This is a genomic window from Streptomyces sp. NBC_01317, assembly GCF_035961655.1.
Classification (GTDB): domain Bacteria; phylum Actinomycetota; class Actinomycetes; order Streptomycetales; family Streptomycetaceae; genus Streptomyces.
This window is the reverse complement of the sequence record NZ_CP108393.1, coordinates 86371-111687: the sequence shown is the minus strand read 5'-3', so window position 1 is coordinate 111687 and position 25317 is coordinate 86371. Positions and strand designations below refer to the sequence as shown.

General features: G+C 70.2%; 29 protein-coding genes. 14 read left to right on the top strand and 15 right to left on the bottom strand.

Annotated features, from left to right (window positions below; genetic code table 11):
- Positions 1-127: 127 nt before the first annotated feature.
- Positions 128-508, bottom strand: coding sequence for a fic family toxin-antitoxin system, toxin component (locus OG349_RS00405; protein ID WP_327232625.1), 381 nt, complete (start codon positions 506-508; stop codon positions 128-130).
- A complete protein-coding gene (locus tag OG349_RS00400; RefSeq protein WP_327232624.1) occupies positions 505-804 on the bottom strand; it encodes a type II toxin -antitoxin system TacA 1-like antitoxin in 300 nt (99 codons plus the stop codon). The genes OG349_RS00405 and OG349_RS00400 overlap by 4 nt, the downstream gene beginning before the upstream one ends.
- Before the next feature lie 108 nt (positions 805-912).
- Between OG349_RS00400 and OG349_RS00395 the strand changes: the two genes are divergently transcribed.
- The 6 genes from OG349_RS00395 to OG349_RS00370 all read left to right on the top strand — a co-directional run bounded on the left by OG349_RS00395 (position 913) and on the right by OG349_RS00370 (position 6315).
- Positions 913-1746 (top strand): aldo/keto reductase, encoded by an 834-nt coding sequence (locus tag OG349_RS00395; protein WP_327232623.1) that lies wholly within the window; start codon positions 913-915, stop codon positions 1744-1746.
- Positions 1747-1976: 230 nt separating this feature from the next.
- On the top strand, positions 1977-2936 hold the full coding sequence (locus OG349_RS00390) for a serine hydrolase (protein ID WP_327232622.1): 960 nt from the start codon (positions 1977-1979) through the stop codon (positions 2934-2936).
- 132 nt (positions 2937-3068) lie between these two features.
- The gene (locus tag OG349_RS00385; protein WP_327232621.1) at positions 3069-3935 is read left to right on the top strand and encodes an oxidoreductase; all 867 of its coding nucleotides are present in this window, start codon (positions 3069-3071) and stop codon (positions 3933-3935) included.
- Positions 3936-4068: 133 nt separating this feature from the next.
- On the top strand, positions 4069-4473 hold the full coding sequence (locus OG349_RS00380; protein WP_327232620.1) for a TraR/DksA family transcriptional regulator: 405 nt from the start codon (positions 4069-4071) through the stop codon (positions 4471-4473).
- A 135-nt stretch (positions 4474-4608) separates the two neighbouring features.
- Positions 4609-5019 carry a GlcG/HbpS family heme-binding protein gene (locus tag OG349_RS00375; protein WP_327232619.1) on the top strand — a complete coding sequence of 137 codons (411 nt, stop codon included), beginning with the start codon at positions 4609-4611 and terminating at the stop codon, positions 5017-5019.
- A gap of 294 nt (positions 5020-5313) precedes the next feature.
- Positions 5314-6315 (top strand): hypothetical protein, encoded by a 1002-nt coding sequence (locus tag OG349_RS00370; RefSeq protein WP_327232618.1) that lies wholly within the window; start codon positions 5314-5316, stop codon positions 6313-6315.
- A 99-nt stretch (positions 6316-6414) separates the two neighbouring features.
- Here the strand turns inward: OG349_RS00370 and OG349_RS00365 are convergent, their stop codons facing one another.
- The 3 genes from OG349_RS00365 to OG349_RS00355 all read right to left on the bottom strand — a co-directional run bounded on the left by OG349_RS00365 (position 6415) and on the right by OG349_RS00355 (position 9728).
- Positions 6415-7509 (bottom strand): protein kinase family protein, encoded by a 1095-nt coding sequence (locus tag OG349_RS00365; RefSeq protein WP_327232617.1) that lies wholly within the window; start codon positions 7507-7509, stop codon positions 6415-6417.
- Between the two features lie 82 nt (positions 7510-7591).
- On the bottom strand, positions 7592-8548 hold the full coding sequence (locus OG349_RS00360; protein ID WP_442806171.1) for an alpha/beta hydrolase: 957 nt from the start codon (positions 8546-8548) through the stop codon (positions 7592-7594).
- Between the two features lie 178 nt (positions 8549-8726).
- Positions 8727-9728, bottom strand: coding sequence for an aldo/keto reductase (locus OG349_RS00355; RefSeq protein WP_327232616.1), 1002 nt, complete (start codon positions 9726-9728; stop codon positions 8727-8729).
- 136 nt (positions 9729-9864) lie between these two features.
- On the opposite strand from OG349_RS00355, the gene OG349_RS00350 reads away from it, so the two are divergent.
- Entirely contained in the window at positions 9865-10464 is a 600-nt protein-coding gene (locus OG349_RS00350) for a TetR/AcrR family transcriptional regulator (protein ID WP_327232615.1), read from the top strand.
- Between the two features lie 106 nt (positions 10465-10570).
- Here the strand turns inward: OG349_RS00350 and OG349_RS00345 are convergent, their stop codons facing one another.
- Entirely contained in the window at positions 10571-10987 is a 417-nt protein-coding gene (locus OG349_RS00345) for a nuclear transport factor 2 family protein (RefSeq protein WP_327232614.1), read from the bottom strand.
- A gap of 103 nt (positions 10988-11090) precedes the next feature.
- On the opposite strand from OG349_RS00345, the gene OG349_RS00340 reads away from it, so the two are divergent.
- Positions 11091-11531 (top strand): MarR family winged helix-turn-helix transcriptional regulator, encoded by a 441-nt coding sequence (locus OG349_RS00340; RefSeq protein WP_327232613.1) that lies wholly within the window; start codon positions 11091-11093, stop codon positions 11529-11531.
- Here OG349_RS00340 and OG349_RS00335 read toward each other — a convergent pair.
- Positions 11497-12387 carry a helix-turn-helix transcriptional regulator gene (locus tag OG349_RS00335; RefSeq protein ID WP_327232612.1) on the bottom strand — a complete coding sequence of 297 codons (891 nt, stop codon included), beginning with the start codon at positions 12385-12387 and terminating at the stop codon, positions 11497-11499. The genes OG349_RS00340 and OG349_RS00335 overlap by 35 nt on opposite strands.
- Before the next feature lie 161 nt (positions 12388-12548).
- On the opposite strand from OG349_RS00335, the gene OG349_RS00330 reads away from it, so the two are divergent.
- The gene (locus OG349_RS00330; RefSeq protein WP_327232611.1) at positions 12549-13388 is read left to right on the top strand and encodes a class I SAM-dependent methyltransferase; all 840 of its coding nucleotides are present in this window, start codon (positions 12549-12551) and stop codon (positions 13386-13388) included.
- A 34-nt stretch (positions 13389-13422) separates the two neighbouring features.
- Here the strand turns inward: OG349_RS00330 and OG349_RS00325 are convergent, their stop codons facing one another.
- Positions 13423-14298: an alpha/beta fold hydrolase gene (locus OG349_RS00325; protein ID WP_327232610.1), complete on the bottom strand. Its 876-nt coding sequence runs from the start codon at positions 14296-14298 to the stop codon at positions 13423-13425.
- 214 nt (positions 14299-14512) lie between these two features.
- On the opposite strand from OG349_RS00325, the gene mptB reads away from it, so the two are divergent.
- Positions 14513-16000 carry a polyprenol phosphomannose-dependent alpha 1,6 mannosyltransferase MptB gene (gene mptB, locus OG349_RS00320; RefSeq protein WP_327232609.1) on the top strand — a complete coding sequence of 496 codons (1488 nt, stop codon included), beginning with the start codon at positions 14513-14515 and terminating at the stop codon, positions 15998-16000.
- A 242-nt stretch (positions 16001-16242) separates the two neighbouring features.
- Here the strand turns inward: mptB and OG349_RS00315 are convergent, their stop codons facing one another.
- A complete protein-coding gene (locus tag OG349_RS00315) occupies positions 16243-16413 on the bottom strand; it encodes a hypothetical protein (RefSeq protein ID WP_327232608.1) in 171 nt (56 codons plus the stop codon).
- A gap of 299 nt (positions 16414-16712) precedes the next feature.
- Here OG349_RS00315 and OG349_RS00310 point away from each other — a divergent pair, with 299 nt between their 5' ends.
- A complete protein-coding gene (locus tag OG349_RS00310; RefSeq protein ID WP_327232607.1) occupies positions 16713-17144 on the top strand; it encodes a PPOX class F420-dependent oxidoreductase in 432 nt (143 codons plus the stop codon).
- A gap of 68 nt (positions 17145-17212) precedes the next feature.
- Here the strand turns inward: OG349_RS00310 and OG349_RS00305 are convergent, their stop codons facing one another.
- A complete protein-coding gene (locus OG349_RS00305; protein WP_327232606.1) occupies positions 17213-17650 on the bottom strand; it encodes an organic hydroperoxide resistance protein in 438 nt (145 codons plus the stop codon).
- Positions 17651-17785: 135 nt separating this feature from the next.
- Here OG349_RS00305 and OG349_RS00300 point away from each other — a divergent pair, with 135 nt between their 5' ends.
- Together OG349_RS00300 and OG349_RS00295 are read left to right on the top strand one after the other, a co-directional pair.
- Positions 17786-18286 (top strand): MarR family winged helix-turn-helix transcriptional regulator, encoded by a 501-nt coding sequence (locus OG349_RS00300; protein WP_327232605.1) that lies wholly within the window; start codon positions 17786-17788, stop codon positions 18284-18286.
- A 152-nt stretch (positions 18287-18438) separates the two neighbouring features.
- Positions 18439-19602 carry a cytochrome P450 gene (locus tag OG349_RS00295; protein ID WP_327232604.1) on the top strand — a complete coding sequence of 388 codons (1164 nt, stop codon included), beginning with the start codon at positions 18439-18441 and terminating at the stop codon, positions 19600-19602.
- Between the two features lie 93 nt (positions 19603-19695).
- On the opposite strand, the gene OG349_RS00290 is transcribed toward OG349_RS00295, so the two are convergent.
- The 5 genes from OG349_RS00290 to OG349_RS00270 form a co-directional block, all read right to left on the bottom strand.
- Positions 19696-20850 (bottom strand): oxygenase MpaB family protein, encoded by a 1155-nt coding sequence (locus OG349_RS00290; RefSeq protein ID WP_327232603.1) that lies wholly within the window; start codon positions 20848-20850, stop codon positions 19696-19698.
- A 206-nt stretch (positions 20851-21056) separates the two neighbouring features.
- Positions 21057-21419: an STAS domain-containing protein gene (locus OG349_RS00285; protein WP_327232602.1), complete on the bottom strand. Its 363-nt coding sequence runs from the start codon at positions 21417-21419 to the stop codon at positions 21057-21059.
- Positions 21416-22732 carry a PP2C family protein-serine/threonine phosphatase gene (locus OG349_RS00280; protein ID WP_442806170.1) on the bottom strand — a complete coding sequence of 439 codons (1317 nt, stop codon included), beginning with the start codon at positions 22730-22732 and terminating at the stop codon, positions 21416-21418. Before OG349_RS00280 ends, OG349_RS00285 begins: the two co-directional genes overlap by 4 nt.
- Positions 22729-23532 (bottom strand): alpha/beta fold hydrolase, encoded by an 804-nt coding sequence (locus OG349_RS00275; protein ID WP_327232601.1) that lies wholly within the window; start codon positions 23530-23532, stop codon positions 22729-22731. Before OG349_RS00275 ends, OG349_RS00280 begins: the two co-directional genes overlap by 4 nt.
- A 212-nt stretch (positions 23533-23744) precedes the next feature.
- Entirely contained in the window at positions 23745-23915 is a 171-nt protein-coding gene (locus OG349_RS00270; RefSeq protein WP_327232600.1) for a hydrophobic protein, read from the bottom strand.
- A gap of 344 nt (positions 23916-24259) precedes the next feature.
- On the opposite strand from OG349_RS00270, the gene OG349_RS00265 reads away from it, so the two are divergent.
- Entirely contained in the window at positions 24260-25264 is a 1005-nt protein-coding gene (locus OG349_RS00265) for a LacI family DNA-binding transcriptional regulator (protein WP_327232599.1), read from the top strand.
- The last annotated feature ends 53 nt before the right edge of the window (positions 25265-25317 follow it).

The following is a 25317-nucleotide window of genomic DNA, read 5'->3' as shown; positions in this document are numbered from 1 at the left end:
ATACGATCGACCACCTGGCCGGAACGGACACCGTACACATCGCCACCGAGCGGGAGGACGGGGTGAGGTCAAGACCCCGATCCGGACGGCGAGCGGCCGCCCCCGACGCTCAGTCGCTCCTCCCCGCTCAGCCGACGGTCCACGCGTGGAGCCGGCGGGCGATCTGCGCGACCCCCACCGTCCCCGTGGCCGTGTCACGGACCAGAGCGGGCGCCGCCTTCGGGTCGTAGTCGAGGCGATGGCCGTACAGGGAGAGGAACGCCTCCGTGGCGTGCCAGGCGAACGCCTCGTTGGAGTGTTCGAGGCAGGGCAGTTTGACGAGCGTCTGGAGCAGGGCCGCGGCCTTGAGGTGGTGCGAGCCGTAGATGTCGCGGTCCATGGCCCGCGCGTGGACACGGGCCACGGCGGCGTGGAGCGGGCCGTAGTCGTCGACCTGCGGATCACGGGGGAGCAGCTCGGCGGCGTGCAGCAGGTACGAGACGTCGATCTGTGGTTCCGGCTCACTCACGCGGCGTGACCCTGGTCCCGCCGCGCCAGCTCTTGGCGGGCCTGCTGGTCCGCGGCGCGCTGTTCGGGCGTGGGGTCGATGCCGCTGGGCTCGGCGTCGAAGGCCGCACCGCTCCGGGCCATGGACGTCTTGAAGCCGTCCAGGAAGGTGTTCTCGACGGCGGTGGCGCGCTCGTACGCGGCGGACAGGATGTACTCCTGCATGCTGATTCCCGCGGCCTTGGCCGCCGCCGCGATGGCGGAACGCTGCCGTGGATCGGGAAAACGCAGGCTCATGGCTCCTTTGGACTCACTCATGGTATCGAAGCTACCACTGATACCGGGCAGGCGGGGAGGGGGGAGCCGGGAAGAGCCCCGGCAGGCTGCGAGCATGGTGACCACCCGACCTCCGAGAAGGAGCTGACGATGACAGCGGTGCGGACCGTACGGTTCCCCTCCGGGGCGGAGGTGCCGGCACTCGGCCAGGGCACCTGGCACATGGGCGACGACCCCGCACGGCGCCCCGAGGAGATCGCCGCTCTGCGGAGGGGCCTGGACCTGGGGCTGACCGTGATCGACACGGCGGAGATGTACGGAAGCGGCGCCGCCGAGGAGCTGGTCGGCGAAGCCGTCCGCGGCCGGAGGGACGACGTGTTCCTCGTGAGCAAGGTGCTCCCGTACAACGCCGACAGAAGGGGTACGGCCGAGGCCTGCCACGCGAGCCTGCGCCGCCTGGGGACCGACCGGATCGATCTCTACCTGTTGCACTGGCGGGGGAGTGTGCCCCTGCACGAGACCGTCGAGGCCATGGAAGCGCTGGTGTCGGAAGGCAGCATCGGCGCCTGGGGGGTGAGCAATCTGGACGTCGACGACCTCGCGGAGCTGCCCGCGGGCGCCCGGCTGGAGACCGATCAGGTGCTCTACAACCTCAGCAGGCGGGGCCCGGAGTTCGACCTCTTTCCCCGCTGCCGGGAACTCGCCGTCCCGATCATGGCGTACTCACCGGTGGAGCAGGGCCGCCTGCTCGGCCACAAGACGCTGAGGGCGGTGGCCGCCGCGCGTGGCGCCTCGCCCGCCCAGGTGGCCCTGGCCTGGGTGCTGCGCCGCGACGACATCGTGGCGATCCCCAAGGCGTCGACCGTCACGCATGTCGAGGAGAACCACGCGGCCCTGGACCTTCACCTGACGGACGACGAACTCCGCACCCTCGACCGGGCCTTTCCGGCCCCGGTCCGCAAGCGGTCCCTCGACGTGCTGTGACGCCCGTGGTGTGACGGGTACGACATGGTCGCCGGTGGCGGTGCCGTACGACTCCGGGCGCCGGCCCCATGAAGCAGCCCGATCATGCCGGCCACCCTGCTCAAGGGGGCTTGCGGCAGGGCGACATGGCCCCCTGCGGGGCATGAGGCGGGACGCGCTTCCGACGTGCCGACATCCAGGGGTGAAGGGGCCCAAACCTATCGAACTGACCCTCGATTACCATCGAACGCGTGCATGAGGACATGCCCGGCCGGCGCCATTCCCGCTCCCGCTCCCGCAGGGAGCAGCGGCGCCGTCGAAGGGCCAGGAGACGGCGGGTGGTGTGGACGGCGACCGGCGCCGCGCTGCTGGCGGCCGCCCTCGCCGCGTACGGCGCCGCGACCAGCCAGGGCGAGGGCGGCGGCGAGAGCACCGAAGCCAAGAGCGGGGTGTCCTCCGGCCTCGCGCCGACCGCGTCCCCGACCCCCGCCCCGGCGGATCTGGCACCGGCCCTCGCCGCCGTCACCCCGGGCCTGGCCGGGAGGGGGCTGTCCGTGGCGCTGCTGGACACGACGAGCGGCAAGTGGGCCACGTACGGTGGAGGCACCTTCGACACGGCCAGCATCGTCAAGGTCGACATCCTCGCCACGCTCCTGCTCCAGGCACAGGACGCCGAGCGGGAGCTGACGGCGAAGGAGCGGACCTACGCCACCGACATGATCGAGAACAGCGACAACGACGCGACCAGCGCACTGTGGACCGTCATAGGAAGCGCGACCGGGCTCGACGCGGCCAACAAGCGGCTCGGCCTCGTCGAGACCCAGGGCGGTGGCGGCACGGTCTGGGGCGTGAGCCAGACCACGGCCGAGGATCAAGTACGGCTGCTCCAGAGCGTGTTCGATGCCAAGTCGCCGCTCACGCCGGAATCGCGGGCGTACATCCGGAAACTCATGCACCACATAGCCCCGGGACAGGACTGGGGCGTCTCCGCCGCGGCAGACGACCCGGCGGCGACCGCCCTCAAGAACGGCTGGCTGAAACGGTCCCTGACCAAGAAGTGGGACGTCAACAGCATCGGCCGGATCGAGATCCACGGCAGGTCCTACTTCCTGGCGGTCCTGACGAACGGCCACACCACCCAGGAAGCCGGCATCCGGCTGGTGGAGGAAGCGTCACGAGCGGCGGTCACGGAGATCGCCGCCCTGCGCTGACCGCGCCGCCCGGCCCCGGGCCCCGCCGCGGACCGCCGCACCCGGGTGCCCGGCACGGTCAAGACGCACAAGCCGGCACGTCCGGGACAGAATGGATCAAGAGAAAGCCGCGAAACGCTCCTGGAGGAACAAATGACCCGGAATCTCCCCGGTGGGGCTCTCGCTCCGGCCGACGATCTCATCCTCAGCCGCGCCGGTTACGGTGCCATGCAGCTGGCCGGCCCCGGCGTCTTCGGGCCGCCCGGGAACCGGGACGAGGCGGTGGCGGTGTTGCGCGCGGCGGTCGACCTCGGGATCACGCACATCGACACCAGCGACTACTACGGTCCTGTCGTCGTGAACGAGATCATCAAGGAGGCGCTGTTCCCGTACCCGGCCGACCTGCACATCGTCACCAAGGTCGGCGCCCGCAGGACCGGTGACGGGGGCTGGGTCCCTTCACTGGAGCCCGGGAAACTCAAGGCCCAGGTCCGGGAGAACCTGGAACACCTCGGCCTGGAGACCATGGACGTGGTCAACCTGCGACTGGCGTCGTTCGAAGGCGCGTCCGACCAGTCCATCGCGGAGGAGTTCGGCGCGCTCGCGGAGTTGCGGCAGGAGGGCCTGATCCGTCACCTGGGCCTCAGCGGCGCCTCCGACGCCCAGTTGACCGAGGCGCAGGGGATCGCACCGGTCGTCACCGTGCAGAACCTCTACAACCTCGCGAACCGCCAGGACGACGCGCTGGTGGACCGCTGCGCGGCCGAGAACATCGCCTTCGCCTCGTTCTTCCCTCTCGGCGGCTACACCCCGCTCCAGTCCCGGACGCTCACCGACGTCGCCGTCCGCCTGGACGCCTCGCCTCAGCAGGTCGCCCTGGCCTGGCTGCTCCAGCGTTCCGCCACCACCGTCCTGATCCCCGGCACCTCCTCGGTCGCCCACCTGCGCGAGAACGTCGCCGCGGCGGAGCTGGAACTGCCGGCCGACGCGATCGCTGAGCTGGACGCCATCGGTAAGTAACACCCCGGAGACCGCACGGCCCGTCCCGCGATCGGCCGCTGAGCGGCCGCGGCGTCCGGTGGCCGGGCCCTGTCACCCCCGTCACCGCCGGAAGACCGGAATAGTTGATTGGCGGGTTTTGTTGCGATCTGCCATGGAACGTCGTACGAACAGTGACGGAGGCTCGCCGGCCCGGCGGAGGGCGGCCACGCAAGCGATCAACGAGGCCCGGGCGGGCAGCGCGCGGCTGATCGAGTCGTTGACGCGCCTGTGGGACGACGTCGTACAGGCGTCGGCGCTGGTGGCCAACGACGACGAGCACGATCCGGAAGGCGCCACGGTCGCGTTCGAGCGGGCGCAGCTGAGGGACGTCCTGAAGCAGGCACACGCCGACCTCGACGACCTGGAGCGAGCCGCCGAGCGCATCCGTACCGGCGAATACTGGGTCTGCGAGCGCTGCGGAGGCCCGATCTCCCCGGAGAGGCTCACCGCCCGCCCCACGGCGAGAACGTGTATCAGTTGCGCGGCCCACAAGACGCCCCACCGGGCGGCCAGGTGACGAGCCGCAGCTATGAATTGACAGATTGTTCCGCCGTGGGACGCTGGAAGAGCTGAGGGGGTACGGAGTGCCGGGCCCTGGTTTCTGTTCTCCGGGCCGGACGACCGCGACGCTGACCATGGGAGGCAGGGCGGCATGACCACCATCGAGACGGTTTCCCTGGACGATGCCCGGAGGGTGATCGAGGCCGGGGAGAAAAAGGCCCGGGACATCGGCCGGCCCAGCAACATCGCCGTGGTGGACCACGGAGGAAATCTCGTGGCTCACATACGGATGGACGACGCCTGGATCGGCAGCATCGACATCTCCATCAACAAGGCCTTCACCGCCCGCGCCTTCGACATCACCACCAAGGATCTCGCGGACAACGCCGGGCCGGGTGCGCAGTTCTTCGGAATCAGCGGATCGAACCAGGGCCGGGTCATGATCTTCGCCGGTGGCATCCCGCTCCACCGCGACGGCAAGGTGATCGGCGGAGTCGGTGTCAGCGGCGGCTCGGGCGAACAGGACCAGGCGGTGGCGGAGGCCGCGGCGGCGGGCTTCTGACGGACGAGAGACTTCTCGTACGAGAGCCCTCCGCTCAGCTCCGGCTCGTGATCATTCCCCGCGAGGGGTGACAAGGGGCTTCCGGGCCCCGGGACAATGGATCTACGCCCGGGGCCACAGGCGGACCTCGGCGGACGAACCGCGCCCGCGCGCCGGTAAAGGTGCCCTACGGCAACGAACTGGTCACGACTCCGCGTGCACGTGCAACTTCGCGGCGGGCCGGGGGGTCTTAGGGATGACCAGCACCTTGGTCGTACCCATGAGGAGACCACCATTTCTGTTATACGCAAGACCTTGACCGCCACCGCCGTCGTCACAGCGGTCCTGGCGGGCTCCGCCGCCTGCGGCACGGTGGAGAACCTTTCCGCCGGGCAGAAGCTCGACCGTGCCTTCGACAAGCTCGGCGCCGAGCGCTCGCTCTCCTTCGAGCTGGACCTGGACGCCGACGCCAAGACGTTGCAGGCGCTGGATGCCGACGCGGCGCCGGGCGAGGAACTGCCGGACAAGGTCGCCGAGTTGCTCAGCGGTGCCAAGATCTCCCTGTCCGTCCAGTCGAAGAAGCCGCTCGCCGAGTCCGGCGAGAAGGACTTCACCGGCGTGGGGATGAAGGTCAGCAGCCCCGAGGGCGACCTGCTGGAATACCGGGTCGTCGGCGACTACACCTACTTCCGCGCCGACGTGGCCACGCTTTCGAGCGCGACGGGCACCCCCGCGCCGCCCGCGGACGAACTGCCCGAGGACGCGGGCACGTTCAAGAAGATCCTTGAGGGCGAATGGGTCAAGGTCGCGACGAAGGAGCTTCAGCAGGACGCCCTGAGCCAGGGCGAGCCGTCGGCGGAACCCACGCTCGACGCCAAGACGCAGAACAAGATAGTGAAGGCCCTGCGCGGAGTCATCGCCCGTGAGGTCGAGTTCAAGACCGCGGGCGACAAGGACGGTACGGAGCACGTCACCGCCACCGCTCCCTTCCGTACGCTGCTCACCGGACTCCTCGACGGGATCCGTCCGCTGGCCAAGGAACTCCCGGCGGGCATCGAATTCCCGGCGGACAAGGACTTCAAGGACGCCCCGGACGTGAAGGTCGCGGCGGACTTCGCCCTCAAGAACGGCGCACTCACCGAGGTGTCCGTCGACCTCGCCAAGCTGGCCGAGAACGCGAAGGTGAAGAAGCTCGCGCTGGTGCTGCGTGTGGGCAAGGGCGAGAAGACCACAGCGCCGGCCGGAGCCACCGAGGTCAAGCTGGACGAGCTGCTGGAGAGCGTCCTCGGGTCGGCCGCCGGTGACGCCGCCCTCTGAGGGGCGGTCCTGCCACAGAGCGCGCGGCGATGACGCCCGGCAGCCACTGGGCTGTCGACGCCGTTTTTCCGCGTCACACGACAGGGGCCCCGACCCGGGCTACGACCGGGTTGGGGCCCCTGTCCGACCAGTAGGGGCACCTCGGTGTTCCGTACGGCGGATCGCCGCCAGCGGGTACGGAGTGTCCCTGCTCTCGTCCCGGAGCTCGCGGAAGAAGTCCGCCATCACCGCCGTGAGCGGCGCGTGGCGCGCGAGGATCGCGGCGGCCGTCTCCGGCAATCCCGTGGGGCGTTCACCCCGGGCGTACGCGCGCACCCGCGCCTCGCGGTCGTCCTTCCCGTACCCGTACACGTCCGTCACCAGCCAGTTGACCAGGTACGAGACGCTGTAACAGCGGTCATAGGTCAGGTGACGAGCGAAGAAGCCGGCCTCTTCCCGCGCCAGTTCGAACCGGGAGGAGAGTGCGAGGCCGTAGTCCGCGAAGTAGAGGCGCCGGCCGTCGGTGAGGATGTTCTCGAAGTGGACGTCGAAGTGCAGCAGTCCGCGCGCGTTCATGAACGAGGTCCCGGCTTCCAGGCCTCGCTCCACCATGGCGCAGGCCCGGTCCGCGACCTCGCCGCCGGCGTCCATCTGCTCGCCCAGCCACGCGTGGAGCGTGCGCGGGATGTACTCCAGGAACAGGGCGACGCTCGCCGACGACCGCTGAAGACCCTCGACGCGACGGCGAACCTCCGAGCCGCCGCCCCAGAAGGCGACGGTCTTCTCGACGTCCGCCAGCGCGTCGGGCAGAGGCGTCGAGTCCGGCAGGACCCGCCAGTGGTACATGAGGGGGAAGCCCTCGTGGTCCCCCGCGAGCACCCAGTTCGTCGTCATGGTGTGTACGGCGAGTTCTCGCCAGACCCCGAAGCCCGGGCCGCCGATGCCGTAGTGGCAGAAGGCGGGCAGCTCGAACACGTTCGCCGTGGACCGCGCGTTCTCCGGGTGCCGCTCCCGATCGGTGAGGGGCACCCGCTTGACGAAGACCGGGGTTCCGCCGACGTCCAACAGGGCCGACTGTCCTCCGATTCCGGTGCCCAGCGGCACGGCGGTGTCCACCAGCGCGTGCAGCTCATGGTCACTCAGCAGGGCGAGGGAGGTGGAGACGGCACCGTGGGCGGCGAGGCGCGTACCCCGCGTCATGTCGCTCACAGCCATCGAAGGCTCCCTCCGCGCTGTCGACTTCGATCCACTCCTGCCGAACGGTCAACGGTCGCGTGCCCCCCGTACGTTCCCCTTGTCAGTTCACCGACACCGGACTGCTCAACCGGCTCCCGAAGAAGTCGGTCAGCTCGGCCATCGCCGGGGTGACACACGTGTCCGTGTCGTACAGGTCGACATGGCTCGCACCGTCGATCCAGCGGAGCCGTTTGGGCTCCCTCGCGCCCGCGAAGGCCTCGGTGGTCATGTGCGAGGTGACTGCCTCCGTTCCGACGATCATGAGCAGCGGGCGCGGGGCGATCAGCGAGATGAAACGGAACGGCTCGAAGGGCACGATGCGGTCGACGCTGTTCCAGGTGAACGACTTAGCGGAACGCGGGTGCCGCGCGCGGTCGGTGCAGTAGTACTCCCAGCCCTCGAAGGCGTGCTGGCCGAGCGCCCTGGCCTCTTCCTCCGTGGCCGGGAAGATCGGGAACTCCCCGACCCCCTCGCCACGGGCCTCGGCGGTCCGGGCCGCGGCGGCCGCGTCGAGCATCCCCTGGATGACCGCGGGGTCCTGCGCACCGTCGGCGCCCTCACGGAACTGGCGGCCGACATCGGCGGCACTGACGGTGGCGACAGCCCTGATCCGGTGGTCGGTGGCGGCGGCCGGGACGACGTAGCCGCCGGAGGCACAGATCCCGAGAGCCCCGATGCGGTCCGGGTCCACCTCGGCGCGCGCGCTGAGGAAGGACACGGCGGCCTTGATGTCCTCGACGCGGTGGGCAGGGTCCTCGAGGCCGCGCGGGGTGCCTTCGCTCTCGCCCTGGTGGGCGGCGTCGAAGGCGAGGGCGATGAACCCCTCGCGGGCCAGGCGTTCGGCGTACAGACCCGCCGCCTGTTCCTTGACGCCGCTCGCGGGGTGACCGACGACGATCGCCGGGAAGGGGTTACGGATCCCCTCACCGGAGCCGGGGGCGGAGGCAGGGCCGTCCGGGGTGTAGAGGTGGCCGGCGAGCTTCAGCCCGCCGCTGGGGAATGTGACGTCTGTCCTCATGATGATCTTCTCCGAGCTTGTCCGAACCGGGAGACCGGCGGCCTCCCTCCACTGTCACTCCGTGGCGGGCGGGGTGCCAGGGAGGAGGCTGCCTATGCGGGCCGGTACCAGGCACGGCACCAGGAAGTCGGAGACGGCCGGAGGACCCGCGCCGGACCAGAGGCAGGCCGAAGCCCGATCAGCGCTGGGGCGTGACCCCGTACGACCAGTTCTGCCCGAGTACGCTCTCCCGGTCGCCGCTCACGGGGATCGCGTCGAGGCGGCCGATCTCCTGCGCCGTGAGGGTCAGGCCGGCCGCGGCACTGTTCTCCGTCAGACGGGAGGCGTGGAGGGTGCCGGGGATCGGTACGACGTCCGGGGCCTTCGCCAGCAGCCAGGCCAGCGCCACCTGCCCCGGCGCGGCCCCGTGGGCGTCCGCGACCTGTCGTACCGTCTCGACGGCCGCGAGATTGGCGTCGAACGCGGCCCGGGCGAAGCGCGGCATCCCGCGCCGGTAGTCGTTCTCGGCCAGCTCGTCGCGCGAGGTGAGCTTCCCGGTGAGCATGCCCCGGCCGAGCGGGCTGTACGGGACGATGCCGATGCCCAGTTCCCGGCAGAGCGGGAAGATCTCGTCCTCGATGTCGCGGGACCACAGGGACCACTCCGTCTGCACCGCCGCGATGGGGTGCACGGCGTGCGCCCGGCGGATGGTGTCGGCGGCGGCCTCGCAGAGGCCGAGGTGGCGGACCTTGCCCTCGGCGACGAGCTCCGCCATGGCGCCGACGGTCTCCTCGATGGGGACGTCCGGGTCCACGCGGTGCTGGTAGTAGAGGTCGACGTGGTCGGTGCCGAGGGCCGCCAGCGACTTCTCGATGGACCGGCGTACGTACAACGGCGTCCCGTCGACGACGGGCGGCCTGTCGGCGGACGGTGGCGCGACGATGCCGAATTTGGTGGCCAGGACGACCTGGTCCCTGCGTCGCGCGACGGCCTTGCCGATGATCTCCTCGCTCGGGCCGTACACATCGGCGGTGTCGATCAGGGTGGTGCCCAGCTCGACGGCCCGGCTGATCAGGTCGTCCGCGGTGTCGTCGGTGTCGGTGTCGCTCTGGCCGTACGGCCTGGCGAAGCTCATGGCTCCGTAGCCGACGGCGCCGACCGTGGGGCCGGCCGAGCCGAGGGTGCGCTGGGGGACGGGCATGGGAAAACCTCGTGATTCTGTCGTTCGCAGCCGGACAAGCGGTTATGTCCACGCTTGAGGACATCGTAAGTCCTCGCATGTGGACATGCAAGCGCCGACCGCCGGTGGGAGACGCCGGGACCGATATCCTGGCCGCATGAACGAGGACGACCTTCCCTCTCCCGCGCCGGTGCGCCGCAGGGACGCGGCGGCGACCCGGGCGTCCATCCTGCGGGCGGCCCGCGAGGTCTTCACGCGGCTGGGGTACGACGGGGCGGGGGTGCGCGAGATCGCCCGGGCGGCGGACGTGGACACGCGCCTGATCAGCCGGTACTTCGGCTCCAAGGAAGGCCTGTTCGCGGAGGTCGTCGACCTCGCCTACCAGAAGTCGCTCATGATGACGCCGGACGTGACCGGCGAGGCGGCGCGTGCCCTGCTGACGGGCGAGGACGAGGTCGCCTCCGACGGGCTGCTGCTCACACTCCGCTCGGCCTCCAACGAACGGGCCGCGGCGATCATGCGGGCCAGCATCGAGGGCAACTACCAGCGCAAGCTGGCCGACGCGCTGCCCGGCGCCGATGCCGACGCGCGCTCCGCCCTGCTGGTCTCCATCTGCTCCGGGGTCCTCCTGAGCAGGATGCTCCTCGGGAATACGGTGATGAACGGCCCGGACGTGGAGCGTCTGGTGCCGTACCTGCGCGCGGCCCTCGACGCGGTGGCCCGCGACCCGGCGGCGTCCGTGCGCCGCGATCCGTAACGGGGATCGCGGCGCACACGACGAAGTCACCGTCACGACGGAGCCACCATGACGATCCCGGCCGGGATCACTTCTGGTTCACCCCGTCTGATTCACCCCATCTCGTTCATCCCGTCTGGTTCGTCCAGATGACCACGGTCCGCGACTCGCGGATCCGCCAGCCCGCAGGCGTCCGGACCACGGTGCAGACCACGCGCAGGCCGCTGGACAGGTGAGGTGCCTCGCCGTCGCGGCAGAAGTGGACGAGCGAGTTCGCCGAGGCGGCCGCCCGGTCGCCGTCCACGTCCACCAGCGGATCGGTGGTGAGGTGCTGGGTGTGCTCGCCGCCGGCCCCGGCCTGTCGCATGAAGCCGACGAGCGTGTCGAGCCCGTGGACCTCGCCCGAGCGAGGCGAGTGGGCCGTCACGTCGTCCGTGAAGACGGTGTCCGCGTCGTCCCACCGCTTTTCGTCGAGCAGGAGCGCGAAGCGGGCGAACAGGTCGGCTATCTCGATACGGTCGGCGATCAATGTGTTGGTGGACAAGGTGTACCTTTTCGTTGGCGGGTCCAATATTGGCCTGTCCAACATTGGTGTTGCCAACCATACAGATATTCATTGGCGGCGCCAACGATGTAAAGTGATTCTCGTGGAAGAGACCCCCGCGCACCTGACCGCGAAGCCGAGTTGGCTGCTCACCCAAGTGGCGGTGTACGCACACCGGTTGGCCTCCGACAGCTTCGGCGCGGTGGGCGCGCGCGGATACCACTACCGGATCCTGGCCGCGCTGGACGAGTTCGGGGGGGCCAGCCAGGCCGAACTGGGCCGCCGGTGCAGCATGGACCGCAGCGACGTCGTGGCGGCGATCAACGAACTGGCCGAGCAGGACTGCGTCGAGCGGACGCCGGACCCGGACGACCGGAGGCGCAACAGGGTGACGCTCACCCCTGCGGGACGTCGCCAACTGGGACGGCTGGACCGAGCGCTCGACGGGGTCCAGGACGACCTCTTGGCCCCGCTCTCGGCCGAGGACAGACGGACCTTGACCGACCTGCTCACTCGGCTGCTCGCGCACCACCAACGGGCCTAGATCCACTTTCGGACCAGCGGAGGAGGAAGTGAAGCGCTTCCTCGGCGGGGCTGTCGGGTGGCGCGGTGTATGTGGTCAGACGCTGGCCGGGCTGGGTGTCGACGGAGAGTTGCTGTACGTCGAGAGTGAGGGTGCCCACCACCGGGTGGCGATAGGTCTTGGCCAGCTGTCGGGGCCCCCGGACCTGATGGCTTCCCCACCAGGTCCTGAAGTCCGGGTCGCGGACGCTGAGTTCGCCGACCAGCGCGGTCAGGACGGGATCGCCGGGGTTGCGGCCCGCCTCCATCCGCAACACCGCGACGCACTCCCGCGCGACGCGGGGCCAGTCCGCGTACAGGGAACGGAACGACGCGTCGAGGAACGTCAACCGGAACAGGTTGCGCTCCCGTGGCGGCAGCGCGCCGAAGTCGATCAGCAGGGCCACCGCGGCGGAATTCCAGGCCAGGACATCCTGCCGGCGCCCGAGGACGAGGGCCGGGATGTCGGGCATGCCGTCGAGCAGCCGCAGCAGCTGCGGATCGACGCGCTGCTCGGCCGGCTGTCGCGTGGGTGCGGCCTGGGTGACGTCGGCCACGGCGAAGAGGTACGACCGTTCGTCCGGCGCCAGCTGGAGCGCGTCCGCGAGCGCGTCGAGGACCGGGCGGGACACCCGGCGGGTCCTGCCCTGCTCCAGCCGCACGACGTAGTCGGGACTCACATGGGCGAGTTGGGCCAGCTCCTCCCTGCGCAGACCCGGCACCCGGCGGGGGCGGCCGTCGTCCGGCATGCCCATGCGCCGGGGATCGAGCGCGGCGCGGCGTGCGCGCAGGAAGTCCCCCAGTTCGTTCCGGCCAGGCGTGTCACCGTGGTGCTTCATGGTTCCAGTCTGCGTCGGGTCGGTGCCGTGTGCCTGGTACTGGTTCGCATACGCGGAGCCCCTCCCCGGCCTCCCGCGCCGGCGCTGTGGAATCATCGCGCCGACGGGCCGGACACGTCCGCGCCCGGAAGGGCATGGGTACGGAAGAAACGGGAGCCGGCATGCCTGAGGGCTGGGAGTGGGACGACACGCTGTTCCTGGGGTCGGCCCCGTACTACCAGCGGGGGAGGCTCCCGTACGCGCCCGGACTCGCCGACGCACTGGCCGAGACCCTGACCCCCGACGGCCGGGGACGCCTCCTCGACGTGGGATGCGGACCGGGGACCCTCGCCCTGAGCCTGGCACACCTGTTCGATGAGGTGGTCGGTGTGGACCCGGACCACGGCATGGTCGCGGAGGCCGAGCGGCGGGCAGGCGACGCGGGTGTCTCCACCAGAACCACATGGGTCCGGGCCCGGGCCGAGGAACTCCCCGCGGGACTCGGGACCTTCACCGTCGCGGCCTTCGGCCAGTCCTTCCACTGGATGGACCGCGATCTGGTGGCGTTGACCGTCAAGGACATGCTCGTACCCGGCGGGGCTCTCCTGCACGTGGCGGACCTGAAGACGGAGACCCGGACCGCCGACGGCCTGCCCCACCCGGCGGTCCCGTATGCCGGCGTCACCAGCCTGACCGAGCGATACCTCGGGCCGGTCCGACGGGCGGGCCGGGGAGTGCTCCTGCACGGAACACCCGGCGACGAGGCCGCCGTACTCACCCGCGCCGGGTTCGCCGGCCCTCAGCGGCTCGTGGTCCCGGGCGGTCAGGCGCTGGTCCGCACCCGCGAGGACGTCGCCGCATGGGTGTTCTCCCACTCGTTCTCCGCACCCCACCTGTTCGGCGGGCGCCGCGACGCCTTTGAAGCGGACCTCGAACGGCTGCTCCGGGAGGTCTCGCCGTCCGGTCGGTTCTCCGAACGGGGACCGAGCACCGAGGTTTTCGTATGGCGCAAGCCGGGATAGCTGTCCTAGGCAGCGACACCGTCGATGTGCGCTCCTAGCCGCGCCCGCGACCCGCGCCCACCGCCCCGGAGCCCGTGGCGGCGTACCCTCCGTCCCACCACGCCGTGACGATCGCCGCGTACGCGTCGGCGGCGTCCTCCCAGGTGAAGTGCCCCGCGTCGACGATGTCGAGTTTGCTGTGCGGCAGCCGCGCATGGAGGTATTCGGAGTTGACCGGGGGGACGAATCCGTCCCGGCTGCCGGCGATGTGCTGCACCGGTGTCCGTATCTCCGGCAGCAGCTCTCCGAGAGCGGGAAGATCCGTAGGGTACGTGCGCACATAGCTCATCGATTCAAAAAATCGATCGCCGTCGTAGGCGGAGAGATAATCCTCGGTGATGTCGTCAGGAATCACATACCGCTCAAGAGTGGCCAGCGCGGCGGCGACAGCAGCGCGCGGATCGGCGCTGCGGTATTGCTCGACGTCGGTGCTCTCGACCAGCTCCTTCAACATGCCGCTGAGCTGAAGAGGGAAGGCCGCCCCTCCGCTTCCGACGACAAGACTGCGCCATTTCCCGGGGTGGAGCGCCGCGGCGAAGAGAGCGGTCCCGGTGCCTACGTCGGGCCCGACGACGTGCGGGTGGTCAAGGTCGAATGCCTCGGCGACGTGAAGCAGGAATTCCCCCATCGCCCGTGGGGACATCAGCGCGTCACGGCGTTCGGAATGACCGAATCCGGGCAGGTCGATCGCCACCAGATGATGGTGTTCGGCCAACCGCGACCACGTCGGCCGAAAGGCGAACAGACTCTCCGGCCATGGGTTGAGCAGAAGAACGTCCTCCCCGCGATCCTCGCTCTCGGCAAAACGAATGGACAATCCGTCGACGGTACGAAATCGCGGCTGGATGGATTCATTCAACGACTGGGACACGACCGTGCTCCCCTCGGAGGGAAAACTTGCCTCATTTCAGTGTCCCGCAGGAGCGGTGCGCCAGCATTTCAGCTGATCACCGGCCGACACGTCCGGATGCTCCGGGTGTCGGGGCGGCGGACCCCACGGACGGCGCGGTCCGGCCGGGACGGCGTCCACGGGAGTGTGAAGCATCGTGCGTTCGTTCGACAAAACTTCGATAGGTTGACCGCTCATGTGGGCAATGAGCGCTGTCGGATGCCGTCGGCTGGGTGCGGTCGGCTCCGCCGCGATCGCCGTGGGCGGCTGGGCCGCCGGAGCGCTGCCGGCCCGTGACCCGTGGGGGCTCTGGGTACGGCACGGCTCCGCCGTCGGCGTGGCGGGCGCCGTCCTCGCCTACCTCGGGCTGACCCTGCTCGTCGTGGCCTGGTGGCGGTACGGCAGGACCGGGGCCCGCGTACGGGACACGCTGGTCACCCTCGCCTGGTGGGTGACCCCGCTCCTGCTCGCACCGCCGCTCTACAGCGCCGACGTGTACAGCTACATAGCCCAGGGCGCGATGGTCATCGAAGGGCACGACGTCTACACCGCCGGGCCGTCGGTCGTCGACCCCGGCGGCCTCGGCGGCGACGCCGCCGCGAGCGTCGGGGGCAACTGGACCGACACCCCCGCCCCGTACGGCCCGTTCTTCCTGATCCTCGCCCGAGGCGTGACCTGGACGGCGGACGGGGCGATCGTCCCCGCCGTACTGGGGATGCGACTCCTGGCCCTCGGCGCGCTGGTGCTGATCGTGTGGGGGCTGCGCCACCTCGCCCGGGAGCACGGCAGGAGCGAGAGCGGAGCCCTCCGGTTCGGGGCGCTCAACCCGCTGCTGCTCATCCACGTGGTCGGCGGCATGCACAACGACGGCCTGATGATCGGCCTCCTGCTGGCCGGTGTGGTGTGCGCCCTGCGCGGGAGGTGGATCGCGGGCAGCGCGCTGGTCGGGCTCGCCATGATGGTCAAGTCGCCTGCCGCGCTCGCCCTGTTGTTCATCGGTGTGCTCGTCGGCAGGGCGGCGACGGGCCCGCTCGTACGCCGGACGGCGAAGGGTCTGCTGGCGCCCGGCCTGGTCGCCGGAGCGGTCGCCGTCGTGGTGACACTGATCGCCGGCACCGGCTTCGGCTGGCTCAGGACCCAGAGCGTCGCGGGCGGCATACACACCCCGCTGTCGGCCACCAGCGACCTGGGCCTGGGCCTCGGGAAGGCACTGCACACGCTCGTCGGCACCGATCCGGACGTGATCAAGAGTGCGGTCCAGAACCTGGGCCTGGCGGCGGCCCTCGCGTTGATCGTGCACCTCGCGTGGCGGGCGGCGCGTGGCCGCGTGGACCCGATCCACGCGCTGGGGCTCGCGCTGCTGGCCCTGGTCGCGCTCTCCCCGATGGTGCAGCCCTGGTACCTGCTGTGGGGCATGGCGATGATCGCCGCCACCACCTGGCACGGCCGGGCCGGCAGCGTACTGGCGGTGCTGTCGGCGGCGCTCGTGTACGAGACCCACCCCTCGGGGAGCACCCCGCCGTACGGCTTTGTCCTGGCAGGGGTCGTGTGCGTGATCGGCACGCGACTCGTGCTCCGCGAACCGGCGGCGTCGCACGACGCGCACGTGCCGGGCCCGCGCCGCGCGGGCGACGACGCCGACCGCGCGGCGGACGAGGTGGTCGAGGCGGCCGGGGGTACGTAGACGACAGGGATCCCGTACCCAGGGCGTGCGAGGCGCGGACACCGCGCAGCCGTCAGCGGGCGTCTCCCTGGTCGGCGGACCTGTCTCGGACACCCCGAATCCTTCGACGACGGTCCTGGTGCCGGCCGCCACGCCCTTCACGGCGTGCCGGGAACCCATGAACCGCAGGTCCAGGAAGAAGCGCGTGGTCGCGCCGGACTGCTTGAGGCCGTGGATACGCGTGTCGATGTATCCGAGGTCGTTCAGGGTTCTTCTGACGCGGGCGGCGGTGGGATCAGCCAGGTCGAGGGCGCCCGGCCGATGCGCTCCTCGTGGAGCTGCGGCCTGTCTCCTTCGGGGATCGGGTCCTCCCCGGTCGGGCTGTCGACCACGCACGGCTCCGCGACCGTGGTGAGCATCTTCAGGAAGGCCACCTCCGGATCCGGCCCGGGCGACGTGGCATCCGGCCCGGGCGACGTGGCATCCGGCCCGGGCGACGTGGCATCCGGCCCGGGCGACGTGGCATCCGGCCCGGGGGACGTGGCATCCGGCCCGGGTGGGGGATCAATCATGCTCGTCGGTACGGGAGTTCGTGTCATGCGCCCAGTTTCGACCGAGCGGCCGCCCGCACATGAGCACGCGTACTCATAGCCCTGAATGGCCGTCGGGCGATGACCGCTCGGCGGCTGCCCGACCCGGAATACGCGGCGTCCGGTCACGGGTTGTGGTCAGCATGACCGACACACTCTTCGACCCGTACGAGCTGCTCGCGCACAGCAGGCTCGGCGTCCTCGCGACGATCAAGTCCGACGGCCGCCCCCAGCTTTCGCCTGTCATGCCGTCATACGATCCGGACGCCGGTGTCATCCGCGTGTCGACGACCGAGAAGACCGCCAAGATCGCGAACTTGCGCCGGGATCCCCGGGCCACCCTGGAGGTGACCAGTCAGGACGGCCGGTCGTGGGCCACGGTCGAGGGTACGGCCACCCTCGTCGGGCCGGGGAACGACCCGCACGGTCCCGAGGTCGGGACCCTCGTGGACTACTACCGCGCGGCAGCCGGCGAACACCCGGACTGGGACGAGTACCGGTCGGTGATGGTGTCCGACCGGAGAATCCTGATCACGATGACGGTCGACAAGGTGTACGGCACCCGAATCGGCTGACAGGCACGGGCCGGCCGGGCGGAGAAACCGCCCGGCCGGCCCGTCCCCGTCCGCATGAAGCGGAGGACTCAGGCGATGACGAGGTCGACCTCCACATTGCCGCGCGTCGCGTTGGAGTACGGGCAGACGTGGTGCGCCGCGTCCACCAGCTGACGCTGCTGCTCGGGGTCGAGGCCCGGGAGGTGTATCTCCAGGCGGACCGCGATGCCGAAGGCGTTGTTCTCGATCGGGCCGAAGGAGACGGAAGCGTCGATCGACACGTCCTGCGGCACCCTGATCTTCAACTTGCCGCCGACGGCCTTCAACGCGCCGATGAAACAGGCGGAATAGCCCGCGGCGAACAGCTGCTCGGGGTTGGTGCCCGGGCCGCCGGAGCCGCCCATCGCGGCGGGCGTGGACAGGCTGACCTCCAGGGCGCCGTCGTCGGTCCGGCTGACGCCACCCTCACGGCCGCCGGTGGTGTGGGCGTGCGCCGTGTAGACGACCTTTTCGAGCTTGTTGACCATGGGTCTGCCACTTCTCTCAGGTGATCCCGCAACGCGCGGGGGCGGCGATCCGCTCCGCGTACGTAGAAAAATAGTACACAACTGAATCGTGCACAATCAAAATGGGCGGACCGCCCACCTGCGTAGACTGAACGCATGGGTGGAGAACCGTCACCAGGCGCCAAGGCCGAAGCCGCAGACACCGGCGACGGCCTGGTCCTCGATCTCCAGCTCTGCTTCGACCTGCTCAAGGCGTCCAGGGCGTTCAGCGGCGTGTACCGGAACCTGCTCGGCTCCACGGGCCTGACCTACCCTCAGTACCTGACGATGATGACGCTCTGGGAACACCGCGAGATGCAGGTCAAGCAGCTCGGCGAGGTGCTACGGCTCGACTCCGGGACCCTGTCCCCGCTGCTGAAGCGGCTGGAGGTGGCGGGCCTGGTGACGCGGGAACGCAACGCGGCCGACGAGCGCTCGGTGACCGTCCGCCCTACGGCGGACGGCAACGCCCTGCGCGACCGGGTACGGCAGGTGCCGGCCCAGATCATGGCGGCCACGGGCCTGAGCCCTGCCCAGGCGGCGGACCTGCGGGACACACTCCGTACCCTCACCGAGTCACTGGACACCGCGGCGCACGCACACAGCACACTGGACTGACGCCCACGACCCGACGGCGGAGAGACGGTGGTATGGAACAGACCGATGGACAAGGCTTACGCACCGGCGAACAGAGCCCCCATACCGGTGGACCGGGCCTTCATGACGAACGGTCGGACACCGGAGCGGACGGCGGCCCGAGCTGTCCCGTGATGCCCTTCCGGTCCGCCTCCCCGCTCCTGGAGCCGGCCGGGCTGGCACCGCTCCGACTGCGCCCCGGACTGGCGAAGTTGCGCACCACCGCAGGGGACACGGGCTGGCTGGTGACCCGCCGCGCCGACCTGCGGAAACTGGGCATGGACCCACGCATCGGCCGCTCCCACGCCGACCCGGACCACGCGCCCAGACTGTGGGACGCGGCCCTGTTCACACCCCAGGCCAACTTCGACACGGAGGTCGAGGACCACCGGCGCTGGCGCCGGGCGGTCTCCCACCGCTTCGGTGCCTCCCGTATCGACGCGTTACGGCCGCAGGCCGGCAGGCTCTGCGCCGGACTGCTCGACGCCATGGTCGCCGAGGGCGCGCCCGCGGATCTGCACGCGGCGCTCGCCGACCCCTTCGCCTCCCGGCTGAACTTCGACGTCCTCGGCATCCCGCCCGAGGACCACGACCGCATGCGCGCCCTCTCGGACGACCTGCGCACCGACGACCGCGACCGCGCCACGACCGCCCACGCCTTCTTCGTCCGTTACCTCACGGACCTCCTGGCGCACAAGCGCCGGCACCCGGGCGACGACGCTCTGTCCGACCTGGCGACCGCCCGCGACAGCGACGGGCCGCTGACACCGGCGCAGGCCTTCGAAGGCGCCTACCAGCTGTACTTCGGCGGGTACGAGACCCTGGCCGCGCGGATCTCCCTCGGAGTCCTCGCCCTGCTGACTCATCCGGATCAGTACGAAGCGCTCGCCACCGGCCGCGCGCCCGCGTCCGGCGCGGTCGAGGAGATCCTGCGCTTCGCCGTCCCCGGCGGAAGCTGGATCCCCCGCTACGCCCTGGCCGACATCGACCATCACGGGGACCGTATCCGCGCCGGTGACCTCGTGGTCTTCTGCGTGCAGTCCGCGAACCGCGACGAGAGCGCCTTCACCGACGCCGACCGGTTCGACATCACCCGCGAGCCCAACCCCCATGTCGGCTTCGGGCACGGCAACTTCCACTGCGCCGGGGCCTCCCTCGCCCGGCTGGGACTGTCCGCGATCCTCGGCAGCCTCCCCCCACACCTGCCCCGGCTACGACTCCACACCTCCCGCACCGCGCCCACCACCCACGACGGCAAGGTCACCGGAGGACTCCACGCCCTGCCCGTGACCTGGTGAACCGGCGACCGGCCGTCGGCGGGCACAGGCGGCGGGCGACAGGTGACAGGCGGCGGGTCGCGGGTGGCGGGCGGGCCGGATCGGGGTGGCGGCTCAGCGGTTGTCGTGGAGTTCCTGATGCATCTGCGGCTGGTTGTCCTGGTCATGCGTCAGCGCGAACTTCTGCACGCCGTTGTACCCCCGGGACGCGATGCCGAGAACCTCCTTGTACGGGTTGACCCCCACGGCCTTCTTGGCACCGCCGCCCAGCAGGCCGCCGCCCACCGTGCTGACCAGACCGTGACCGGCCGCCAGCGGCCCGGCGGCCACGCCGAGAACGCTCCTGGGCAGCCCGGCCATGTCGGCGTACTTGTCGGTGAGGGCATGGCGGACCATCGCGAAGAACGCGTCGTGCACACCCGGCGGGTAGAACTTCTTGTAGAACTCGACGGCCTGCGCGGTCATGAAGACGCCGTCGTCGGTCTTCTTCCACTCCTTGTCGCGTTCCTGGTTCCACAGCGCCTCGACCTGCTCCGCGTCCTTCGGCAGCAACCACTTCTCCTCCGTGCCGAGGTAGTGGTTGACGTAGTGCCAGGCGCACATGAACCCGTTCGCGTCGTCCTTCGCCACGTCGACGCCGAGGCGGCTCATCGCTTGCAGGATCTGGGTGGAGAACACGCAGGCAGCGCCGGTGGTGTACTTCTGCGAGACCGGCTCTCCCCACGTGGCGTAGTCCCACTCGCCGCTTCTCTTGTGCAACTGCCGTACGGACGCGTGCACCAGGCGCACCTTGGTGACGTTCGCCGCGAGCGTCCCGTCCCGCATCGCGTTCTTGTCGCCCATGTCGAGGAACAGCCGCGAGGACTGCGACAGCCGCCGTCCGGGCCCCTCGACACCGCCGAGGCGGCCGGTGGAGCGCAGGGTGAACGCACCGGCGGGGGAGAGGTACGTACCGATCAGGCCCACCGTCCCCTGGAGCATGGTGACTTCACCGTGGTGGTGGGCGAAGAAGCTCTCCGCCGCCTTGACGTCCGACTCGGACCAGTCCGGCGGCGGGGCCGCGGCCTCCTTGAGGAACTCGGCCAGTCTCGGGGGGAGGTGGGAGAGATCCTGCCCCGGCTTGAGCGTTCCGACCGTACGGAAGAGGGCGTTGACCCCGTCGATCTCCTTGTTGTCGAGCAGCTCGGACACCAGCGTGTCGGCTCTTGGATCACCGACCTTGTTCGCCGCTTCCAGTTCCGCGGCGATCGTCGCCGTTGTCAGTGCCACAGCAGAGCTCACATTCGGGGTACGGGGACAACGCCGCGCCCGTCCTCCGAGTCGACCAGGATCAGCAGGCGGCGACCCGGCGCGGACCGCCGGGCAACAGCATGCTCGCGCCGGCCGCGACAGCCCGTAACCCCCTCCCACGGAGGAATCGTTTTCCCCTCACCCGAATGGCCGCCGAACGGTCCGGCACCGAGGGGCGGGCCGTCTCAGGAGCCGGCCGTCCCCCGGATCCAGGACTCGGTGGCGTCCTGGGCGGTCGGGTAGGTGGTGAGGACCGGTTCGAGCCCGACGAGGCGGAGGATGCGCGCGACGTGGTGGGGGACGGCCGCCAGAGCGAGCGTGGCGTGGGCGGCCAGAGCGTGGTTGCGGGCGGCGATGAGGACCGTGATGCCGCTGGAGTCGCAGAAGGTCAGGCCGCCGAGGTCGACCAGCAACTGCTGGCCCGGTTCCAGGTCCAGGGTGGGGAGGAGGTCGCGGACCTCCGGGGCCGATTCGTACGCCAGATCGCCGGCGAGTTCGAGGACCGGGCCGGCCGTGGAGCCGCGGGTGCGGACGCTGAACTGGTTCACCGGGCTTCCTCGGTACGGGGGAGGGGCACGCTGATGGCCAGGAGGGCGGTGTCGTCGTCCAGCCCCTCTCCGAAGGTGTCGAGAAGACCCGTCAGGTGCGCGACGGCGGCGGGTGCGGTGGTGGGTGCCAGGTCCCGGGCGAGGTCGAGGAGCGCGTCGTCGCCGAAGCGTCCGCCGTCCGGGGCAGTACGGGCCTCGGTCAGGCCGTCCGTGTACAGGAGGAGGGTGTCCCCCGCCCCCAGACGCACGGTGGTGGCGGCGAAGTGGGCGTCGGGGATGACGCCGATGAGCTGCCCTCCGGGGGTGGGCAGGTAGTCCGCGGACCCGTCCGCGCGCATCAGCAGCGCGGGCGGATGACCGCCGCCGGCGAGCGTGACGTGGAAGCCGCCCTCGTCGCCGTCCGGCGTGAGGACCCCGAAGATGGCGGTGCAGAACCGGGGGTCGTGGCCCTGGTACTCATGGTTGAGGACGGTGTTGAGATTGGCGAGCACCGTGGTGGGGGCCGGGTCGTAGACGGCCGCGGCGCGCAGGGTGTAGCGGGCCAGGGAGGTGACGGCCGCCGCCGCGGCGCCTTTGCCGCAGACGTCGCCGAGGAACAGGCCCCACGTTCCCGGAGTCAGGCCGAACAGGTCGTAGAAGTCGCCGCCGACCAGGTCGGCGGAGGCGATGCGGTAGTGCGCGGCGACCTCCAGGCCGGGCACCGGGGGCAGGGCCGGCGGCAGCAGCGTCTGCTGGAGTGTGGCGTTCAGGCGTTGGAGCCGTTCGCGTTCCAGGTCGGACTCACGGCGGGCCCGCAGCAGTTCGATCTCGTACGCACGGCGGTCACGCGCGTCGAAGACCGTGGTCCGGATGAGCAGCGGCTGCCCGTCCGCGCTGTGCTTCACCGTGGAGGTGACCAGGACCGGGAGGCGCCCGCCGTCGGCGGTCCTCAGTTCCAGCGCGATTCCGCTGATCTCGCCCTGCATGCGCAGCAGCGGGGCGAAGTGGGTCTCGTGGTAGAGCCGGCCGCCGACGGTCAGGAGGTCGGCGAAGCGCCTGCGTTCCACGAGGTCCTCGCGGCGGTGGCCGAGCCATCCCAGCAGGGTGCCGTTGATCTTGGCGATCTGGCCGTCCAGCAGGGTGGAGAGATAGCCGCACGGGGCGTTCTCGTACAGGTCCTCCGCGCTGTCCTCCAGCAGGGACGCGAACAGGGCCCGCTCGTTCCCGCTGTGCTGCCTGTCCCCGTCCCCGTCCCCGTACTCGTCCCCGTCTCCGTCGTCGCCGCCCCCGGACTCGGGCCTGCCGGGCGCGGGGTCTCCCGTCTCGCACATCATCGGACGTCCCGCACAAACGCGGTGATGGCCATGGCGGTGGCCTCCGGGGCGCTCAACTGGGGGCAGTGGCCGGTCGCCTCCAGCGTGACCAGCCGGCTCCCCTTGATCCGGGCCTGCACGAAGGCTCCCACACCGGTCGGGGCGATCGCGTCGTCGGAGCATTCCGCCACCAACGTGGGGATGCTCACCCCCGGCAGGTCGGCCCGGTTGTCGGAGCGGAACGTGGTGTGGGCGAACGCGCGCGCGATGGCCGGATCCGTACGGCAGAAGCTGTTCGTCAGCTCCTCGCCCAGCTCGGGACGGTCCGGATTGCCCATGATCACCGGTGCCATCGCCCCGGACCAGCCCAGGTAGTTGCTGTCGAGGGATTCCAGCAGCTCGTCGATGTCCTCGGCGCTGAATCCACCCCGGTACTCACCGTCATTCAGGTAGCAGGGCGAGGGAGTGAGCAGGACCAGCTTCTCGAAGTGCTCCGGCTCCCGGTTCGCGGCGAGCACGCCGATCATGGAACTGACCGAGTGCCCGACGAACGTGACAGGTCCCAGACCGAGTTCGCGGCAGATCTCCAGGACATCCGTCGCGTAACCGTCCAAAGACGAATACCGCTCGGCGGTCCAGGCGGTCAGATCCGATCGTCCGGCCCCGACGTGGTCGAAGAGGACCAGGCGGAAATCCTCCGCGAGAGCCGGCACCACCAGACGCCACATGTTCTGGTCGCAGCCGAATCCGTGCGCCAGCATCAGCACCGGCCCGTCCTCGCGGCCGGTGACCACCACGCGGTTCCTGCTTCGTATATCCATCCGACACCCTCGTACTTACCGGAATACCGGCGGCGTTCGCACGTCGCGCCGCTTCGTCACTTCCAGGCCGGGGCGAAATGAATGCCCCACCTTTCTTATGCTGTGCTCGGCCGCTCTGTCCAGCCGGCGGAGAACTCCAGGCCCGCGCCACACGTGGGCGGGGCCCCGGCATCGTTGACGGGGCCCCACCCACATGGTGCGAGAAACGCTGTCTACCAGCGGTACCAGCGGCCTCGCTTGCCGCCGCCGGCCGCGGGCCGGACGACAAATCCGAGCACCCAGACCACCAGCACGATGATGGCGATCCACCACAGAATCTTGAGTGCGAAGCCCGCACCGAAAAGAATCAGGGCGAGCAGAAGAACGAGAAGCAGGGGAACCATAGTTATCAACCTCCAGGACAGCGTGTGCCCCCGGGCGATCACTCCACACCTCTGGATCTCCCGTAATTCCTCCGGCACGCGCAGTTGTCGCCCAGCGAGTGTCCGGCAGGGAAAGGAATCGCGGATTCAACTCATTCATGTCACGTTCTCGGTTGCGATTCCGAAACGAAAGCATCACGGAGAGGCGGTCCGCCGTACGGGCCCTGCCCTCGCGCGGGGCCCGGCGCCCAGGGCCGGCCAGTGAAGCAGGCGTGACAGAAGCGAAAGGGGAGGTCCGACGGCGCGTCGGGCATACTCGGGCCCTGCGGGGCACGTCAGCGCCCGCGAGCAGCGGGAGGTGCGCGATGGTGTCGCCGTCGAAGTCGGAACCCCGAAGGGTGACGATCCATGATGTCGCCCGCTCGGCGGGAGTGTCCCGCCAGACCGTGTCCCGGGCGCTGAACGACAAGGCGGAGATCGACGGCTCCACGAAGCAGCGTGTACTGGACGCGGCCCGTGAACTGGGCTACCGGCCGAGCCGGTTCGCGCGGGGTCTCGTCCGGCAGGACACCACCACCATCGGCCTGGTGATCCCTGACCTGCTCAACCCGTTCTTCACCGAGGTCGCCGCCGCGGCCCTGGAAGCGGCACGGGCCCGTGGCTGGCACGTGGTCGTATACGACACCGCGGACCGGGCCGAGGAGGAGCTGGGCACGCTCCAGGTGATCGGCTCGCAGGTGGACGCGGTGGTCGGCTACTTCAGCTGCTCCGAGAGCGACCTCGACCGGTTCACCCGGGGCATGCCCATGGTCCTCATCGGCCGTGAGCCCCGGATGGGACGGTTCAGCTCGATACGGATCGACGGCGAGGCCGGCGTCCACGCCGCGATCGCGCACCTCGTCGCCCAGGGCCACACGCGGATCGGCATGCTCGACCACGACAACCGCGCCGAGCCCAGCATCCGGCGTGTCTGGTTCACCGCGGCCGCCGCCGCCCACGGCGTCGACCCCGGCCTGGTGGCCGGCGCCGCCCAGTCGGCCGACGGCGGGGGACTGGGCCTCAACGCCCTTCTCACCGCCCACCCCGAGGTGACCGCGATCTTCACCTTCAACGACATCGTCGCCATCGGCGCATTGCGGGAAGCGCGCCGGATGGGCAGGAGCGTCCCCCGGGATCTCGCGGTGATCGGCTTCGACGGCCTCCAGCTCGGGGCGGTCGTCGAACCTCCGCTCACCAGCGTGGCGCTCGACACGCGCCGGCTCGGCGCCCTCGCGATCGAGCAGGTCGGGCGCCTGTTGACCGGCGTCGACCCGCTGGAGGCCGACGAGCTCGTCGTCCGGGCCGAGCTGAGACCGGGCGGTTCCGCGTAACCTGCCGGACTTGTACTTGACCCGAATGTCTTGACATACATCCAGACCGGAGC

Bases quoted from the DNA above. Each gene is read 5' to 3' on its own strand.
- OG349_RS00375 (WP_327232619.1), top strand. From the start codon at position 4,609: ATGACCACCATCGAGACGGTTTCCCTGGACGATGCCCGGAGGGTGATC.
- mptB (WP_327232609.1), top strand. From the start codon at position 14,513: ATGTGGGCAATGAGCGCTGTCGGATGCCGTCGGCTGGGTGCGGTCGGC.
- OG349_RS00280 (WP_442806170.1), bottom strand. From the start codon at position 22,732: ATGATGTGCGAGACGGGAGACCCCGCGCCCGGCAGGCCCGAGTCCGGG.
- OG349_RS00310 (WP_327232607.1), top strand. From the start codon at position 16,713: ATGACCGACACACTCTTCGACCCGTACGAGCTGCTCGCGCACAGCAGG.
- OG349_RS00380 (WP_327232620.1), top strand. From the start codon at position 4,069: ATGGAACGTCGTACGAACAGTGACGGAGGCTCGCCGGCCCGGCGGAGG.
- OG349_RS00355 (WP_327232616.1), bottom strand. From the start codon at position 9,728: ATGCCCGTCCCCCAGCGCACCCTCGGCTCGGCCGGCCCCACGGTCGGC.
- OG349_RS00265 (WP_327232599.1), top strand. From the start codon at position 24,260: ATGGTGTCGCCGTCGAAGTCGGAACCCCGAAGGGTGACGATCCATGAT.
- OG349_RS00360 (WP_442806171.1), bottom strand. From the start codon at position 8,548: ATGAGGACAGACGTCACATTCCCCAGCGGCGGGCTGAAGCTCGCCGGC.
- OG349_RS00270 (WP_327232600.1), bottom strand. From the start codon at position 23,915: ATGGTTCCCCTGCTTCTCGTTCTTCTGCTCGCCCTGATTCTTTTCGGT.
- OG349_RS00385 (WP_327232621.1), top strand. From the start codon at position 3,069: ATGACCCGGAATCTCCCCGGTGGGGCTCTCGCTCCGGCCGACGATCTC.
- OG349_RS00275 (WP_327232601.1), bottom strand. From the start codon at position 23,532: ATGGATATACGAAGCAGGAACCGCGTGGTGGTCACCGGCCGCGAGGAC.
- OG349_RS00365 (WP_327232617.1), bottom strand. From the start codon at position 7,509: ATGGCTGTGAGCGACATGACGCGGGGTACGCGCCTCGCCGCCCACGGT.
- OG349_RS00330 (WP_327232611.1), top strand. From the start codon at position 12,549: ATGCCTGAGGGCTGGGAGTGGGACGACACGCTGTTCCTGGGGTCGGCC.
- OG349_RS00300 (WP_327232605.1), top strand. From the start codon at position 17,786: ATGGGTGGAGAACCGTCACCAGGCGCCAAGGCCGAAGCCGCAGACACC.
- OG349_RS00305 (WP_327232606.1), bottom strand. From the start codon at position 17,650: ATGGTCAACAAGCTCGAAAAGGTCGTCTACACGGCGCACGCCCACACC.
- OG349_RS00295 (WP_327232604.1), top strand. From the start codon at position 18,439: ATGCCCTTCCGGTCCGCCTCCCCGCTCCTGGAGCCGGCCGGGCTGGCA.
- OG349_RS00395 (WP_327232623.1), top strand. From the start codon at position 913: ATGACAGCGGTGCGGACCGTACGGTTCCCCTCCGGGGCGGAGGTGCCG.
- OG349_RS00400 (WP_327232624.1), bottom strand. From the start codon at position 804: ATGAGTGAGTCCAAAGGAGCCATGAGCCTGCGTTTTCCCGATCCACGG.
- OG349_RS00350 (WP_327232615.1), top strand. From the start codon at position 9,865: ATGAACGAGGACGACCTTCCCTCTCCCGCGCCGGTGCGCCGCAGGGAC.
- OG349_RS00335 (WP_327232612.1), bottom strand. From the start codon at position 12,387: ATGAAGCACCACGGTGACACGCCTGGCCGGAACGAACTGGGGGACTTC.